The following is a 14992-nucleotide window of genomic DNA, read 5'->3' as shown; positions in this document are numbered from 1 at the left end:
TTAAGACTCTGGTCACCATTTTCATAGGCCAGCGCTACCATACGCATAAAAGCAGGCTCATACTGGAATTGACGGCCTTTAATCCCTTTACGACCTGAATTGTTTGTTTTTTGCATGTTTGACACTTTGGATAGTGTAAACCTTTTTCAGGACGCGACACTTTAACTAACTTGCGGATATGAATCAACAAACTGAGCTTAGAACCGTTAGCGTAACAAGATATGTGACGCCGCTTCGGGAAGGCGGCTCCCTACCCGCCATCGCTGATGCCGATGACGGTTTTCTGTATGTACTTAAATTCCGGGGGGCAGGCCAGGGTATCAAAGCCCTGATAGCTGAACTGATAGGAGGAGAAATAGCCCGTGCATTAGGGTTTAAAATGCCGGAAATCGTGTTTGCCAACCTGGATAGTGCCTTTGGCCGGACGGAACCGGACGAGGAAATACAAGACCTCCTGAAGGCCAGCGTTGGCCTGAACCTGGGTGTCCATTACCTGTCGGGATCTGTAACCTACGATCCGGTAGTCACCAAAATAGAAGCGGAACTGGCTTCCCGTATTGTATGGATGGACTGCCTGCTCACCAATGTAGACCGTACCCCCCGCAATACCAATATGCTCATGTGGCACCGGGAACTTTGGCTCATCGACCATGGCGCCTCCCTGTACTTCCACCACTCCTGGAATAACTGGGAAGAATCGGCTAAAAAACCGTTTGTACAGGTCAAAGACCATGTGCTGCTGCCACAGGCCAGTATGATCGGGGAGGCAGATACGCAACTGAAAGCCATACTGACACCTGAAAGGATCAGGGGAATCGTAGACCTGATTCCCGACGTATGGTTACAGGAATGGCCCACCGGCGAATTGCCGGCAGCAATAAGACAGGTATATTATCAATTCTTAACCACGCGCCTCGCTGCGTCTGAAATATTTGTAAAAGAAGCACAACATGCAAGAGAAGCACTTATATGAGTATGCTGTTATTCGCGTAGTTCCCGATGTGGTACGCGAAGAGTTTCTCAATATAGGTGTGATCCTGTATTGTAAACAGCAACGGTACCTGCAAACCATCTATACCCTGAATGAGGATAAGATCAGGAGCCTGGCACCGGATATTGATATGGAAGAACTGAAGGCGTACCTGGTAGCCTTTGAACAGATTGCCGCGGGCCATCGTGACGGCGGGCCCATTGCCAGACTGGACCTACCCTCCCGTTTTCGCTGGCTGACTGCAACAAGAAGTACTATTATTCAATCATCTAAAGTACATCCCGGACTCTGTGGGGACCTGCCCGGAACATTGCACCGCCTGCATGCACAATTAGTTTTATAATAAAATATTTTTTATTGCGTTATGTAGTAGCCGTATTCCATATCTTTTATTGCCATAAAACCTATCCATGAAATATTACTTATTGTGCTGCATACTGTTGCTGATGGCTATCCTGTCTGTACACGCACAGGATACCATTCCCCCTGCACCTGTGGGCAGCACTATTTACCTGCTAAATGATGTATGGCTGATGTCTGCCGCTGACAGGTACGGACCTATGAAATGCGATCATACTACCATCAGCGCCTCCGAACAATTTGTAATCGTCGATGCCGGCGACAGCACTATTGCCCTGCAGGGCAGTAATGGCCGCTATGTTACGTCCACCAGTCCAATGCGCTGTACCAGCACACTGATTGACCACAACTCCCGTTTCAAATGGGTGGGTCTAGGTACCAATACTGTTGCTTTACAAAACTTAAAAGGGGAATTTGTATTTATGGAGAGTAACCTGCTGAGCCTGAATTGCAACGCTAAAGAGATCAGCACCGGCACTACCTTTACCTGGAGCGCCGTGTCCGTCTCCCCGCAGGATGAGAAATCAGCCTCCGCCGATCTCACCGTCTTTCCCAATCCTGCATCCGGCAATGTCAATATCAGGTACGAATTGCCTGCCGCTGCCGAAGTATTGATTGAATTTTACAACAGCAGGGGTACATTGGTGAAATCTTTCCTGGGTGGATTGCAGGAAGGTACCACCCGCCTGAATATAGGTATCAGTGACCTGGAAGCAGGAATGTACCTCGTGCGACTCACGTCAAAAGGTATCAGAGAAACAAAGAAATTAATCGTTCAGTGACGACTCGTACATCACACTTACCCGCAATGCCTTGAGGCCGCTCAGCCCCTGCAGGTCTTCGAGCAACAGGTATTCCAGGTCATGGCAAAGGGTTTGCTTTTCCTGTAGGTATTCTATGAAGGGCAGGTAGTCTTCCACATCCTTTTCGTCGAAATAGATCAACACAATCTTATCCGGTTGGGTCAGGCGCTCTTCTGTATCCTTAATGCGTACCTTATCTATGCGCTTCTTGATCATCTGGTAACGGATGTTGTAAGCGCCTTCCACATCAAAGCGTCTTTCGTCTGCCCGGAAACTGATATCAATGGTATGATTGTGTACAAAAATGAGCTGGGTGGTTCGCAGTACTTTTGGCATATTGGGCAACAAGGCACGTGTAATGCGGGCTATAGCTGCCATACTTGACAATTGCCAGAGGCGCAGGTTCTTGAGATGAAAATGATTGAAAGTCTGCTTTGGTGCAATGGACTGCCCGATATACGCATCGTACTCTACACCATCCGTTCTGAACTTTTCGAAATAACACGGGTACAGGCTTTGCAGCTGGTTCTTCTCGTGTTCGAAATATTCATTCACTGCTTCATTGATCAGCTGCATAGATACCTCCAGTGAATATTTTTCGCCAGTGGTACTGTTGTTGAAGGCTTCCAGCACTTTCAGGTATTCATCTATCAATGGTTTACTTTCCGGATGCTGCATGGCGAGATGTGTGAGGTAAGGCGTCGTTTCTTTCCGGAGAAAATTATTCAGCTTATCCTCATCATTAGCGTACAACTGATCTGACGAAAGTATTTCCTGCCATTTGCTGCTCTTGTAAATCATCTCTTCCAGCAGCGAAGATGGATAGCGTTCCTGTAAGGTAGTTAAGGTACCTTCCAGTAATGACAGGTGCGCATCCAGGTCGGCTACAATGGCCTTGTTCCGCTCTATGGTAGAGTTGCGGATGTCTACCGCACCATACAATGGATAGACATTGTCGAAGTGTATATTGAATTCCTTTTCGGGTAAATGCCGTTTCCGGTCATGCAGGTATTGCCAGGCTACTTCGTTGAACTTCCATTGCACAGAAGGCTGGATAGAAGTAAATTTCTCCTTGATGATGCTTTCTATTTCGTAGTTAAACTCATCTATATAGATCTGTAGCAAACGGCCAATAGCTGCCATGGCAGGCTGTAACAATACTATAATCTTTTCATCAAAAGAGGCGTCTTCCCAGGTATGAATCGCCACCACACCTACCGGCATATGGTTGTGAAATACCGGCACCAGCGCCAGTGAGCGCACACCCATATTGCGGAAGTAATCCAGGTAATCCTGCCGCTGTTGTTTTTCTGAAAAGATATCGGGCGAGAAAAAGAAGGATGGGTTGGAGAAATAACCTTTGGCCTGCCGGCGGAATACTTCAGGAGTCAAACGGGCTTCTCCCCATACTTCGTAGAGAATGCCGGTACCCCCTTTTACATAGCCGTATACAGGTTCATTGTTCACCCTGACAAACGGGAAGAGGTCAAATTCGACCTGGTTATTTCTCACCAGCGTTTTCAGTGATTTGATTACATTTTTGTAGTTCTCATCATCGTTGTCAGGTGTACGGTTCAGTCTTACCCCTTCTATATTTTCTATTGCCTTTTCAGCAGTAATGTCTGTAAGGGTCAGGATGCAGATGCCCCTTACTTTGAAGAGAGACAAGGGCAACACTTCCATCAGGATATCGTAGCCCTCCGCTTCGCTCATGCGCATGTAGAGTTCATTGAAATCCAGCTCCGGCAATGGACCTTTGGCGGTCACCTCCAGGTAATCCATATTGACCCGCATGGCATAGTACTGCAACAGACCGGTGGATAAGTTGATCCCTGCATGTACTTCAGGCAGTTGCGTAGGCGCCTGGAAGTTATACAGCTCCTGCAATACAAATGAATATAATAACTTGAGACGATCCCGGTCATAGTCCTCAGGATTTTTCGTAACCACATAAATATCGTGGTCATCCCGCCGGTTACGCATCAGTTCATAGAACATAGTGGTACCGTAAAAAATAACCGGCTGAAAAGGTACGTTCATGGCCCATGCCAGTTCCTTCTCATCCGTCATGGCCGGAGAAAGACAGGCATACATCTGGTCCAGCAGGGGTTCGTACCTGTCCATTTCCGCCAATGGAATTTCCTCCTGCGACAGGTGATATTGTTCATAAGTGGCCAGTACCTGCTCATACAAAGCTTTCTTAGCCGTCTGCTCGTTCCTGATCCTGTCACGGAGACGATTTATAAACGGTTGGAATGATATAGCGGTATCCAGGTCCATATTGGCTACCTCTATCCTTGAAACGTCCAGTGTTAACTTTTCCATTGCCCTTTGAAGATAGCAAAAACCTGTATACGAACAGCAAATTTGGCACCATACCTTCAATTCTTCTTATCTTGCAAATATGAAATCACCTATCCTTCTTTTCCTGCTCGTCAGCATTTCGTGGCACAGCATTGCCCAATCCAGGCAGGGGTATTTTCCACCCAGGGGCGAATGGCAACAAAAGGCACCCAAAACCATTGGCCTTGATCCCATCAAACTCGATTCTGCCATTGCCTTTGCCATACAGAACGAAACCAAAGCCCCCCGGGATATGGAGCTGGCACAGGCTATTTCCTTTGGCAAAGAACCGTTTAGTGCGGGCATAGGCCCTTTTTCGGAGCGGGGTGCACCTACCGGCATCATCGTGTACAAGGGATATATTGTAAAGACCTGGGGCGAGCCTGACAGGGTGGATATGACGCATAGTGTGACCAAGAGTTTCCTGAATGCGGTGATCGGTGTAGCCGTAGACAAAGGGCTCATCCATAGTGTGAATGATACTGTGGCCAGATACGTACCGCCTATAGAAGTTTACGGGCAGGGAGACCTGATCTACCCTTTTGCTACAGCACATAACCGCTCCCTTACCTGGGATGTGATGCTGCGGCAAACGAGTGACTGGGAAGGCTCGCTCTGGGGAAAACCAGATTGGGCAGACAGACCTGAAGGGAACTATAGCGAATGGCAGAAAAGACCCCGGCATGCACCGGGTAGTGTGTGGAAATACAATGACGTACGGGTGAATGCACTGGCACTGGCAGCTACCTGTGTATGGCGGCAACCATTGCCACAGGTGCTGAAAGCGCAGATCATGGATCCTATTGGTGCTTCCAATACATGGCGGTGGTATGGATACCGTAACTCCTGGATTGTGCTGGACGGCGCCCCTGTTCAGGCTGTAAGTGGCGGAGGGCACTGGGGTGGCGGCATATTTATCAATGCATACGACATGGCGCGGTTTGGGTTATTGACTTTGCACAGGGGTAACTGGAACGGGCAACAGTTATTGTCAGAGCAGTGGGTAAAGCAGGCATTGACACCTACCCCTGCGAATACAGGGTATGGGTATATGAACTGGTTCTTGAATACAGACAGGAAGATGCTACCCAGTGCGCCGGCAAGTGCTTTTGTACATGTGGGCAATGGCAGCAACCTGATATATGTGGATCCGGAGCATGACCTTGTCGTAGTCATGAGATGGATAGAGTACAAAGCAATGGATGAAATGGTAAAAAGAGTTTTATCTGCCTTTTAATACAGGTTGCAATACTTCAGGCCGGCCATCTACCGGTTCTGTGATCTTCAATCCTAATATTTCGGCTACCAGCGGATACACGTGTATGTTGGCAAATGTACCAATCCGCTGGTGTTCTTTAAATGCAGGTCCCCAGGCCATAAATACGGCATTCATTTCAGTGAGGTTATTATCAAATCCATGATGACCGATATGTTGTTTCATTGGTTTTGTTTGCGCAAACACATATCCTGCATCGGGTACTAATATGATATCGCCGATACGGTTGTATTTATCTTCTGTTCCATAATGCCACCTCAGGGGCGTTTCATTTCTCTTATAAGCCCGGAAATGTTCTTCGTGAGATTTATAATATGCATAGGCTTCATTTACTTTCACCGTATCATCACTATAAAACATTGTTCTCTCTCCACCCCAGGACATTTTCAATCCCATATCTTTCAGCCTGATGATGTTCACTGTATCTACCGCGCTCATACCATGATCTGATACCACGATGAAGCTCACCGGCAGGTTCAGTGCATTCACTGCTTTCACCATCTTACCGATACTTTCATCCACAAACTGTACCTGTTGTTTTACCTGTTCAGATTCAGGTCCATAACTGTGCCCCGCGTGATCCACTTCGGGAAAGTAGAAGGTGATGAGGTGCGGACGCTGCGCTGCCGGCAGTTTCAGCCAGTTTACCACAGACTGGATGCGATCGTCGATACCGGTTTTTTCCTGGTAACGGTATGAATAAGTGGGGCGAATATTTTGGATAGGACTCTCTGAACCTACCCAAAAATAACTGGCACTTACCATATGTTGCTGTTCAGCCAGTACCCAGAGTGGTGTTCCGCCATACCAGGTGCCATCTTCTACTGCATCCCTGTTCTTCATTTCGTAGGTCTGTTTGCGGGTCCTGTCATAGAAGGTATTGTCTACTAGGCCATGATGGGAAGGATACAAACCAGTCACCAAAGTATAGTGATTCGGGAAAGTGAGACTGGGATAGGAAGGTTGCATGGCAGTGGCTTTCACCCCCTGGCCAGACAGTTCCAGTAAATTCTTTGCCTGGTACTTTTCTGCATAATCATACCTGAAACCATCGATGGAGATCATGATGACGTAGGGTTTGGCCTCCTGTTCTTTACTGTTGGTACGACCCTGAATAATGTGTTGTGTAGTATCCTGTGCAAAAGCGAAATACGTCGATAGCGTGATCAGCATCACCAGGGAAATGTGTTTCATACTAGTTTAGATTTCTTGAAGGGCAAAGGTCGGGAGTAATTTGTAAAAATCAGCATTAACTATAAGTAAACAGGGCTGCTGTATGTACAGCAGCCCCTGTTTATATTATCACGCGGGTACGTAAGGAAAATAATACAATCCTCCAAAAGGATCGGTCTCTCCTACCACCCGGTTTGTACCGCCTGCCACTGCATCGGTAAATGGTGTGAATGCCACTCTTCTTATCGTCATAGCCTGATGATGCCAGGCTGCTGTACCGGCAGAGAGCTGGAACGGATCCGGCAACCATCTTGCACCATTTTGAGCTGCTGATGGGAAAGACAGGCCAAATGAAAACCTACCTATAATATCAGGAACATAAAATGGATTCGTCTGCAGCAACACGCCGTCGATATAATACTCTACCCTGTTGGCATACCAGTCTATTCTGAATTCATGGAATGCATCATCCCATACATCTTTGCCAATGGGAGCACGCATTTCCAGGTATTCATCTTCGTTGTCAACTGTGTACCTGCTAAGACCTGCACCTGATCCCAGCACACCTTTTGAATTTGTCAGTTTCACCTGGTCCCTGCGGGGTTGAAACAGGTATTGAATTTCATCGCTGTACTTTGACCAGCTGGAAAGCAGTTTAGGTGCGGCTGGTGTATTTAATTGCCAGGTACCATTATTCGCTGGCTCATCGTATGATACCGTTACTTTCATACCTGCATAGGGTGAAAAATAATTGGTATTCGTTATTTCATCCAGCGTATAAAAATCAAATACCGAATTGTTAGCCGGCAGCTCCATCGCGAATTCATTTCTTACCACTGCATAATAGCCATCGCCTTCATAGCTGCTCCCCTGCTGATGCAGGCCATTATTCAAACACTGTTCGTAAAATGGATCCTGGAACTGTGCCCGGGCATGATGATACAACCTGAAGAACGGTGATACACCCAGTTGCTTTGGCAGCTTTGCCTCTACAATATAGCGGCCATATCCATGGTAGCTCTTCGTGGCCACGGCAGCCCCTACACGTGTTTTCCAGTACTCTCCTATCAATGGATCGTTTTTCTCAGTATGCTTTTTAGGAGTGCCGTCTGTGTCTACACCCTGTACGAGTCCATCATACCAGTCTCCATGTGCTTCGAGTACCACCAGCCCATCCTTGAAATAGACATTTTTGGGTACCACACCACCATCCGCACCACCATCCTTATTTTCGCCTACTGCAAAAAACGTCATCTGGAATATATTGGTAAGATTATTCGAATCAGTATCTGCTGCCAGGTTGATATCAAATGCATTGGTATCTTTATAAACGTGATTTATAAAAACTTCAACAGGGGCTGTCGTTTTACCATTATATTTTACATAAAAATTATAGCTCCCTACGGGCACATTCTCTGGTATGGTAAAGCTGACCTGTGTTTTGGAAATTCCAACCAGGTAATCGTGCGGAATAGTGATAAGATTGGCAGCATCGTACCTGTCCTGCAGGTATCCCACCGGGTAAGTGAGTGTGGAGAAACCCACATCACCGCTAAATGACTGAATGGAGCCGGTTACAAATACGTTTCTGAATATTCCTTTTCCACTATACCCGGAGCCGGTTGTGGCGCCACCAACGGCGAGCCATGTATTACCGACCAGAGCAGGAGAAGAAGCAGTGGTAATAGCACCAGTACCTACCGCCGCTCCGTTCAGGTACATAAAATTCTGCATTGTACCACCAGACAGGACTGTATAGTTTCCAACCAGCATAGAGTTCCAGGTATCAACCAGGATGGGTACTGTACTCCTGACTGTTTCAGTTAATGCAGCATTTTTTTGCTGCCAGACTAATTGCTTAGTCGCATTATCAATGTATACTATCACGCCGTGACCATCGCTGTCCAGGCAGGAGAGCAGTGGCCAGGTACCGGTCGTAGACAGGTCTGCCGCGGCAACATAAAAGTATACACCTAAACCATAAGTTGAGGGATCACCTAATATAGGGGCCATGTTCAGATCCGTCGTCATCATCATTCCATTCTGGCAGTCGATATACATGCCCGTAAAGCCCTGTGCTTTTTTAAGGATAGCGGTTCCATTTTCCTGGATGTTGTCATGACCACCTACCAGGTCTTTGAAATTATTTTCCAGGGAATAAAATGCGATTCCTGACGGCACCATGCCAGCATAAAAATTCGCATCTGCCTGGGTATAATCGATCCTCGCATTTGTGAAAGACTCACCGCTGCCCTGAGGAAAGGTCAGTTCCTCAGGTGTAGTATACGATACATCCAGGCTGCCGCCATAAGGGTCATTATTGGTGAGTCTGAATACATAACGCGTTGCATTTTCCAGTCCCCTGATGATTGGGGGGTTGATCACTGTACCACTCGTTAATACAAACAGGCTATCTGTAACCAGTGTATAGCTATCAGCTACATCCGGAGCATCCTGCTTGCGAAAGCTCAGGCTGAGTGTCTGTGGGGTATTGGGAATATTGTCCGCAGCCCACGTCACTTTTTTTAGCTCAAAAATCATTTGCTATTTTTTAAATTTATACATAGTTATCAATCTCTACACCTGCCATTACGCCAGGATTGCCAGTAAAGGAAGGTTTTGTCATATACAACCGGAACCATGCATTGGTCGTATCGTTATACTTCTCATATACTTCGCCGCCCTGTGTAATAGAAGGGCATATTACCTGTGTACCTTTGGTGGCATCAGGGTACTGGGCATTCAGGTAGTCGTCTGTCAGGGAAAGGGTTACATCTGTTCTCCATATTTTTTTTATGTAGCCGGCTACAGCCTGGAACTGCTGATAGAGGGTGTTGAAGGCCTCAAAGTCGGCTTTATTGTCCAGCAGGGTGCGCAGACCGGAGATGTTGTCGATGCCGATGGTGTCTTCTGATTTATGCAGAAAGCTGTCCAGCCAGTCCCAGAACTGGTCCTGGGTTGGGTAAGCCCCTGTCTGAAACCATCCTTTTAGTTTATTACGTTCGCGTATGGGCATGTTATTATAATTTCTGGATGAAGAGGGTCACGATAAAGGGTGGTCTGTTTTCGTGGGGCTGATCATTACCGGCATTAGCCATATAAGCATCAAAGTCGCCATAAGTCCTGGCAGGGTTCTGTGCTATAGCAGGCTGGAGCGAGTGGAAAAGCAACGAGTTACTTAAAGCAGAAAAATGGTGATTGTGCGCTGGCATCTGGTCCACCGTCAGTGTTACTGATTCGGCGCCGCCGGTTTTGCCTGGCTCATTATAGTCTGCCCGGCTTGGGTCATAGCCAACAGGAAACTTTCCCATCCTGTTTTTCGTACCGTTGTTTCCGTTACAAATAGCCCACCCGGATCTGGCATTGATACCTAAACCGGTATTGTTGAAATTGTTCGCAATGTATTGTGCGTCGCAATCCACTTCGATCACATCTCCCTTCTTCCACAGGTTATTCAACTGCTGTGTAAAGGATACCTGCATATTGGCAATTGTGTCGCGCAGGCCCACCAGGGTTTCTATCCGCTGCAGGTTGCCATAGGCGATGCCACCAGTAGCAAAACGCGCTCTACGGGTGAAGTACACATTACGTGTCACCTGGTCGGCAAAAAGTCTGCTTTCGGAAAGTTCTTCTACAATCCAGGTAGCTTGTTTCGGTCCTCCTATAAATGGCAGTAACTCGCCGTTATAACTGATCCACCCGTCAGCTACGTTGTTGTTCACTTCCTCCATGCCTGACACGATCACCCCGTTGCCGATCAACTTTGATAAGCCAGCCAGCGCATCGTGGTAAGATGACTGCATAAAGTCAAGCGTATACTGGGTCATTGGGAAACCACCCAGGTTTGTTAATTGTTCTATTTTGTTCATACTCTTTGAATTTTGTAAGCCATACCAGCCAGCTTATAGGTATCGATCAGTGCAGACATTTCATTTTCATTGAAGTAAATTGTAGCAGGTACCATTACATAAAAGTCTACAGGTTCATTACCGATCTCTGACTCGGTAAAGAGATGGATAGGTTGTGCTTCTGCTTCGGTATACAGGAATTTCGGTTTGGATTCTGCCTCCTGGTAAATCCAGGTCACTTCGTTGCTTACTGCATCTACGATACGGATACCCCTGTCTGCCAGGTCATAGCGATTATTGAGCAGCTTTTCCATGTACACCACCTGCGGGGTGATACTCAGCCTGTACAGGTTCGCATCACGATTGCGGCGAAACTGCTGGTACAATACATTGACCGGGTAGCTGATGGCCTGTAGCCAGGCTACGTGTAGGGCCTTTCTGAGTCGTGGTGGCATCAATAGCCTGATCAGTTTCTGATAGTCTATGTCGAATATGCTGCTCATCGGATCGTGCTTTGAGGAAGGAATGTAATTTTCAAATCGTCCGTTGTCTGCACACGCAGGTAACCGGCATCCGGATTATATTTTACGTCGAAGGCTGTGTAGGGCAATGCGCCATATTTGGCCTCTGCATGTACAATATGTGGGATCACGATACCATCTACCTGCTGCAGGGCATCTACCAGGTAAGCTAATACCAGCGTACCATTGAAAGGTAAATTCTTCAGGTAGTCTTTGACGCAGTTACGAACAGGGTCCGGATTTGTACCATCCAGGCGGGAACCGTCGCTACCCAATACCAGGGGATTGTAATAGATGACTAATTCCAGCTTCAGGTTATCAGGCGCCAGGCTTTCCACGATGAGTGGGGTTACGCCTGCATCTTTGATCCGGTTCATATATGTTTCGAATGATTCCAGCTGCTGATCCGTGAGGGCATTCAGGTCGCCATCCACGATGCGGGCTACTTTCAGGCGCAAGCCTTTGGTTTGCTCTACCACAGCGCTGTAAGCAATGATCCGTTGTTCAGCTACCTGGTCTTCAGTAAGGGCGGAGTTATCGTAGTAATCCGTTTCGTAAGCCAGTTCAGATCCATACTGAAAATCTCTTGCTTTGTTCGCATACCAGCGCAGGCTGTGTGGTGCTTTTTCATTGATCAGTGTCGTCACTTCGGATTTGTGCAGATCAAAGAGGTTTTCCAGCGCCCAGATGCTCACGGCTACAATATAGGTCCAGAGCCGCCATACGGCTACCTTGCTACTGCTGTTGAGCGCAGCGAGCGTTGTGTTACCCGCAATACGGCTGATGATGTCATCCTGTATTTCGGTGATTGTTCTTGCCATAATTGTTTTAATTTTTAACTGACACGGTAGTCCAGCTGTATACCCATGTAGCCGATGCCCTGCAGTACAATGGCTGTATCTTCGGTCGTATAGCCATTGGAGGGGACCACGCCTTCTTCCTGCAATTCCTGCCACACGCTCCTGTCAACGATGTCGATGTCGGGGATGAATAAACTTTCACCGGCAATGAGATCATCTGTGATGCTGCGGGCATTGGCCACGGCAAAGTCAAAGAGGGCCGCTGTGCTTCCTTTTTCCTGCATAGAGATGTCCAGCAGGCATTGATGGGGTTTTACATTAACTGTCTCCATAGGTAGCGTCGATGTTTAACTGACCGGAGTCAGAGAGGGTGATTTTTCTAACGATCATACCGTCGGCGATGAACTGGGTACGTATTTCAGCAAGCAGGGAATGATAGTCATTGTCCTGCAGAAAACCGAAAGCATCTATACCGGTATCGGGAAATTCCTTGAATGTGCCCCGGTTGTTCATGAGTAGGATCTCCTGGTGTTGAAGATCGCTGAAGCCGGTTACGAAGTCGCCATTACGGATGTCAAGGTCCAGGTCTGAGTTATATAATATATCTTTCATTGTAAATTACCATTAAATGTACCGCTCACCACTCCGCCATTCGGGGGAGCAACCAGGCCGGTAACATAAACAATCGTTGCTGTTTTAACGTAAGTATCTATCGCTTCTGCCAGCTTGCCTGATAAAGTATCCAATGTCTGTTCTTCATCGCCATTTGTGCTTTTCATTTTTTTGAAAGCATCCTTAATCGCTGCCTGCAGCGTTCCTTTATTAAGTGACATAGGTTTATTTTAAAAGCTTTGCTAATCGTTTTTTAATATCCGTGAAAGCAGATTTATTCATCGGGGCATAGATCGTTACTATCTCATCCAGCAGATCGTCCAGGCATTTCTTCAGCGATTCATCGCCAGCACTCACTTCCAGTCCATCCTTATCCATCTCAAAGAATTTGTCTTCCACGAAGTACTGAATCTTATCCACCTTCTCCACACTGATCACTACAAAGTAATTGCTCTGCTGGATCCGTGCTATCAATACACTGCTATTTACCTGGGGAAAAATCAGTACACCGTCATTATCTCCTATCACAGACCGTAGTCTTACATCTGCTATTTCCAAACCGGTAGCAGTGGCCGCAACGATGGTACCTTCCCCTTCATCTACTTCCTTTACAATAGCAGGAATGATAATGGTATCTGTACGTACCAGCTTTTTCAGGGCATCTACGAGTTCGCGTTGTTTCTTCGTCATGCGGATTAAATTTTAAGACCTATTTCGGCCAGCCGCCGGCCACCCGACGCACCGAAAGTAACTTCTGTACTTTCGATGCGGTAGGTGCCATTACGGATGGGGAACTTCGTATCTGATATCGCAGCCTTACATCCGGGAAAAGCAAAGGGTTGCAGGAACGCCGTCAGCTTGCCTTCGTAGCCATCGTATTTCAGTGTTTTCAACTTATTCTGCGCGGCTTGCTTCAGGGCATTTTCATCTTCAAAGTGCGATATATGAATCGTGGTCTCTGCGCCGTTTTTATCGCCGGCTTCGGCGGTATGCGCCTTGTTCTTCTTATCGATGTAAATAGCCTTGACGAGAATGTGCGCATCGCTGGCTTTCCTGAATTTGAGCTCACTGTCCTTGATCACGGTATAACCAATCTGGAAGCTGGCATCATCTTTCACCTTTTCATAAGTCAGTGCATCGCCGGCTTTGCGGCCACGTGCATAGACGCCTGCCTGGGGATTTTTGATATGATCGAAACCGGCATACAGTAATTTTCCTTCAAAGTAGACATTCAGGTACAGGTTCTTTTTTAACCAGTCGAGAATATCAGTGCCGGTCATGCCGGAAAAATAAGCCTGGTTCAGGTTGAGATCAGGTATTTCATTACTGAGCAGGATATCTGTGCCGGCCGTGATTTTAGTGAGCAGCTTTTTGAGGGAGATGGATTTTTGACTATCCAGTACACCTTTCTGTTGCAGCTGCCAGCTATAACCTTCGCACTCAATCACACAGGGTGTGGCGGCATTGATCCTTTTTACGAATCCTTCAAACTCCAGTTTTCGGTCGTCGTCATAGCCCAGCCAGATTTCAACTTTGTTGCCTTCTGCAAACTGGTCAGCTGAATTAACGACTGATTTAGTAGGCAGCTTACCGGTATAGCGCAACACAGCAGAAGCAGGTATGGTAATAGTGGCCGTATCAATGAAGGAATGCAGGCTTCGCTTGACTTTGACTTCTTTGACGGAATAAAATGTATAGCTGCCGATCTTTATTTCACATTGCAGGGTAAACATCTAAGCTTTGTTTAAGATGAATTTCAAATCGCTGATGAGGTTCATTTCATAAGCTTGTATATTCTGTGTACCTGGTGATGCAGGAAAAGAGAGATCGGTGATGACTACTTTTTCGCCTTCGTCAAAGATGAGGGAGGTGAGTGCACAATAAATAGACAGGGCTTCATTCCTGTTGTACAGTTCCATCAGGTCGCTGATCTCTGCATCAGGGTAAGCATTGTCCTGGCGGATGATGATGCCTTTGATATTTATTTTATAATCCTCTTTGCTGATCATTTCCTTTACCGTACCAGAGCGGTTGACCAGGGCTGTTTGTACAATGGTCTTCTGATTGCTGATGCTGATAACAGGGTTATACAGTTCAAGGGTGCCCAGTTTTACCGCCATGAAATAGGCCTTGTTATAGGCTTCTTTGCCATAGTAACTGGTGCCCCGTTTGTTCATATCCGGCTGCTTCAGTACGGTCAGGGTTTCGGGGGTATAGCCAAATGTACTGGCGAAGGTGCTGCTGATATCGATATCTAGTGCCATA

At 46.9% G+C, this 14992-nt stretch carries 17 protein-coding genes; 4 read left to right on the top strand and 13 right to left on the bottom strand.

The window, feature by feature from the left end; translation table 11 throughout:
* The first annotated feature begins 178 nt into the window (after positions 1–178).
* The 3 genes from ABDW16_RS18735 to ABDW16_RS18725 all read left to right on the top strand — a co-directional run bounded on the left by ABDW16_RS18735 (position 179) and on the right by ABDW16_RS18725 (position 2133).
* A complete protein-coding gene (locus ABDW16_RS18735) occupies positions 179–973 on the top strand; it encodes a HipA family kinase (protein ID WP_343671843.1) in 795 nt (264 codons plus the stop codon).
* Complete coding sequence (locus ABDW16_RS18730) at positions 951–1334, top strand: DUF3037 domain-containing protein (protein WP_343671842.1); 384 nt, start codon at positions 951–953, stop codon at positions 1332–1334. The genes ABDW16_RS18735 and ABDW16_RS18730 overlap by 23 nt, the downstream gene beginning before the upstream one ends.
* Before the next feature lie 67 nt (positions 1335–1401).
* A complete protein-coding gene (locus tag ABDW16_RS18725) occupies positions 1402–2133 on the top strand; it encodes a T9SS type A sorting domain-containing protein (protein WP_343671841.1) in 732 nt (243 codons plus the stop codon).
* On the opposite strand, the gene ABDW16_RS18720 is transcribed toward ABDW16_RS18725, so the two are convergent.
* A complete protein-coding gene (locus ABDW16_RS18720) occupies positions 2119–4479 on the bottom strand; it encodes a GAF domain-containing protein (protein ID WP_343671840.1) in 2361 nt (786 codons plus the stop codon). The two genes, ABDW16_RS18725 and ABDW16_RS18720, sit on opposite strands and share 15 nt — an antisense overlap.
* A gap of 79 nt (positions 4480–4558) precedes the next feature.
* On the opposite strand from ABDW16_RS18720, the gene ABDW16_RS18715 reads away from it, so the two are divergent.
* On the top strand, positions 4559–5734 hold the full coding sequence (locus tag ABDW16_RS18715) for a serine hydrolase (protein ID WP_343671838.1): 1176 nt from the start codon (positions 4559–4561) through the stop codon (positions 5732–5734).
* Here ABDW16_RS18715 and ABDW16_RS18710 read toward each other — a convergent pair.
* From ABDW16_RS18710 to ABDW16_RS18655, 12 genes are all read right to left on the bottom strand, one after another.
* Positions 5720–6967: an ectonucleotide pyrophosphatase/phosphodiesterase gene (locus ABDW16_RS18710; protein ID WP_343671836.1), complete on the bottom strand. Its 1248-nt coding sequence runs from the start codon at positions 6965–6967 to the stop codon at positions 5720–5722. The genes ABDW16_RS18715 and ABDW16_RS18710 overlap by 15 nt on opposite strands.
* Positions 6968–7075: 108 nt before the next feature.
* On the bottom strand, positions 7076–9487 hold the full coding sequence (locus ABDW16_RS18705; RefSeq protein WP_343671835.1) for a hypothetical protein: 2412 nt from the start codon (positions 9485–9487) through the stop codon (positions 7076–7078).
* A 16-nt stretch (positions 9488–9503) separates the two neighbouring features.
* On the bottom strand, positions 9504–9962 hold the full coding sequence (locus tag ABDW16_RS18700) for a hypothetical protein (RefSeq protein WP_343671833.1): 459 nt from the start codon (positions 9960–9962) through the stop codon (positions 9504–9506).
* A gap of 4 nt (positions 9963–9966) precedes the next feature.
* On the bottom strand, positions 9967–10815 hold the full coding sequence (locus ABDW16_RS18695) for a hypothetical protein (protein ID WP_343671831.1): 849 nt from the start codon (positions 10813–10815) through the stop codon (positions 9967–9969).
* Positions 10812–11297: a hypothetical protein gene (locus ABDW16_RS18690; protein WP_343671829.1), complete on the bottom strand. Its 486-nt coding sequence runs from the start codon at positions 11295–11297 to the stop codon at positions 10812–10814. Before ABDW16_RS18690 ends, ABDW16_RS18695 begins: the two co-directional genes overlap by 4 nt.
* Positions 11294–12136, bottom strand: a complete 843-nt coding sequence (locus ABDW16_RS18685) for a hypothetical protein (protein ID WP_343671827.1) — start codon at positions 12134–12136, stop codon at positions 11294–11296. Before ABDW16_RS18685 ends, ABDW16_RS18690 begins: the two co-directional genes overlap by 4 nt.
* Before the next feature lie 14 nt (positions 12137–12150).
* On the bottom strand, positions 12151–12447 hold the full coding sequence (locus tag ABDW16_RS18680; RefSeq protein WP_343671826.1) for a hypothetical protein: 297 nt from the start codon (positions 12445–12447) through the stop codon (positions 12151–12153).
* A complete protein-coding gene (locus ABDW16_RS18675; RefSeq protein WP_343671825.1) occupies positions 12434–12727 on the bottom strand; it encodes a hypothetical protein in 294 nt (97 codons plus the stop codon). Before ABDW16_RS18675 ends, ABDW16_RS18680 begins: the two co-directional genes overlap by 14 nt.
* Positions 12724–12948 carry a hypothetical protein gene (locus ABDW16_RS18670; protein ID WP_343671823.1) on the bottom strand — a complete coding sequence of 75 codons (225 nt, stop codon included), beginning with the start codon at positions 12946–12948 and terminating at the stop codon, positions 12724–12726. Before ABDW16_RS18670 ends, ABDW16_RS18675 begins: the two co-directional genes overlap by 4 nt.
* A 4-nt stretch (positions 12949–12952) precedes the next feature.
* Complete coding sequence (locus tag ABDW16_RS18665) at positions 12953–13417, bottom strand: hypothetical protein (RefSeq protein WP_343671821.1); 465 nt, start codon at positions 13415–13417, stop codon at positions 12953–12955.
* A gap of 5 nt (positions 13418–13422) precedes the next feature.
* Entirely contained in the window at positions 13423–14460 is a 1038-nt protein-coding gene (locus ABDW16_RS18660; RefSeq protein ID WP_343671820.1) for a hypothetical protein, read from the bottom strand.
* Positions 14461–14991, bottom strand: a complete 531-nt coding sequence (locus tag ABDW16_RS18655) for a DUF6046 domain-containing protein (protein WP_343671818.1) — start codon at positions 14989–14991, stop codon at positions 14461–14463.
* Position 14992 lies beyond the last annotated feature (1 nt).

The organism is Chitinophaga sp. (assembly GCF_039596135.1).
Taxonomy (GTDB): Bacteria; Bacteroidota; Bacteroidia; order Chitinophagales; family Chitinophagaceae; genus Chitinophaga.
Note: the sequence above shows the minus strand (reverse complement) of the source record. Positions and strands in the feature narration are given on the sequence as shown.

What these genes read in the sequence shown, in the direction of transcription:
- ABDW16_RS18735 (WP_343671843.1), top strand. Translation starts at nt 179, where the DNA reads ATGAATCAACAAACTGAGCTTAGAACCGTTAGCGTAACAAGATATGTG.
- ABDW16_RS18730 (WP_343671842.1), top strand. Translation starts at nt 951, where the DNA reads ATGCAAGAGAAGCACTTATATGAGTATGCTGTTATTCGCGTAGTTCCC.
- ABDW16_RS18725 (WP_343671841.1), top strand. Translation starts at nt 1,402, where the DNA reads ATGAAATATTACTTATTGTGCTGCATACTGTTGCTGATGGCTATCCTG.
- ABDW16_RS18720 (WP_343671840.1), bottom strand. Translation starts at nt 4,479, where the DNA reads ATGGAAAAGTTAACACTGGACGTTTCAAGGATAGAGGTAGCCAATATG.
- ABDW16_RS18715 (WP_343671838.1), top strand. Translation starts at nt 4,559, where the DNA reads ATGAAATCACCTATCCTTCTTTTCCTGCTCGTCAGCATTTCGTGGCAC.
- ABDW16_RS18710 (WP_343671836.1), bottom strand. Translation starts at nt 6,967, where the DNA reads ATGAAACACATTTCCCTGGTGATGCTGATCACGCTATCGACGTATTTC.
- ABDW16_RS18705 (WP_343671835.1), bottom strand. Translation starts at nt 9,487, where the DNA reads ATGATTTTTGAGCTAAAAAAAGTGACGTGGGCTGCGGACAATATTCCC.
- ABDW16_RS18700 (WP_343671833.1), bottom strand. Translation starts at nt 9,962, where the DNA reads ATGCCCATACGCGAACGTAATAAACTAAAAGGATGGTTTCAGACAGGG.
- ABDW16_RS18695 (WP_343671831.1), bottom strand. Translation starts at nt 10,815, where the DNA reads ATGAACAAAATAGAACAATTAACAAACCTGGGTGGTTTCCCAATGACC.
- ABDW16_RS18690 (WP_343671829.1), bottom strand. Translation starts at nt 11,297, where the DNA reads ATGAGCAGCATATTCGACATAGACTATCAGAAACTGATCAGGCTATTG.
- ABDW16_RS18685 (WP_343671827.1), bottom strand. Translation starts at nt 12,136, where the DNA reads ATGGCAAGAACAATCACCGAAATACAGGATGACATCATCAGCCGTATT.
- ABDW16_RS18680 (WP_343671826.1), bottom strand. Translation starts at nt 12,447, where the DNA reads ATGGAGACAGTTAATGTAAAACCCCATCAATGCCTGCTGGACATCTCT.
- ABDW16_RS18675 (WP_343671825.1), bottom strand. Translation starts at nt 12,727, where the DNA reads ATGAAAGATATATTATATAACTCAGACCTGGACCTTGACATCCGTAAT.
- ABDW16_RS18670 (WP_343671823.1), bottom strand. Translation starts at nt 12,948, where the DNA reads ATGTCACTTAATAAAGGAACGCTGCAGGCAGCGATTAAGGATGCTTTC.
- ABDW16_RS18665 (WP_343671821.1), bottom strand. Translation starts at nt 13,417, where the DNA reads ATGACGAAGAAACAACGCGAACTCGTAGATGCCCTGAAAAAGCTGGTA.
- ABDW16_RS18660 (WP_343671820.1), bottom strand. Translation starts at nt 14,460, where the DNA reads ATGTTTACCCTGCAATGTGAAATAAAGATCGGCAGCTATACATTTTAT.
- ABDW16_RS18655 (WP_343671818.1), bottom strand. Translation starts at nt 14,991, where the DNA reads ATGGCACTAGATATCGATATCAGCAGCACCTTCGCCAGTACATTTGGC.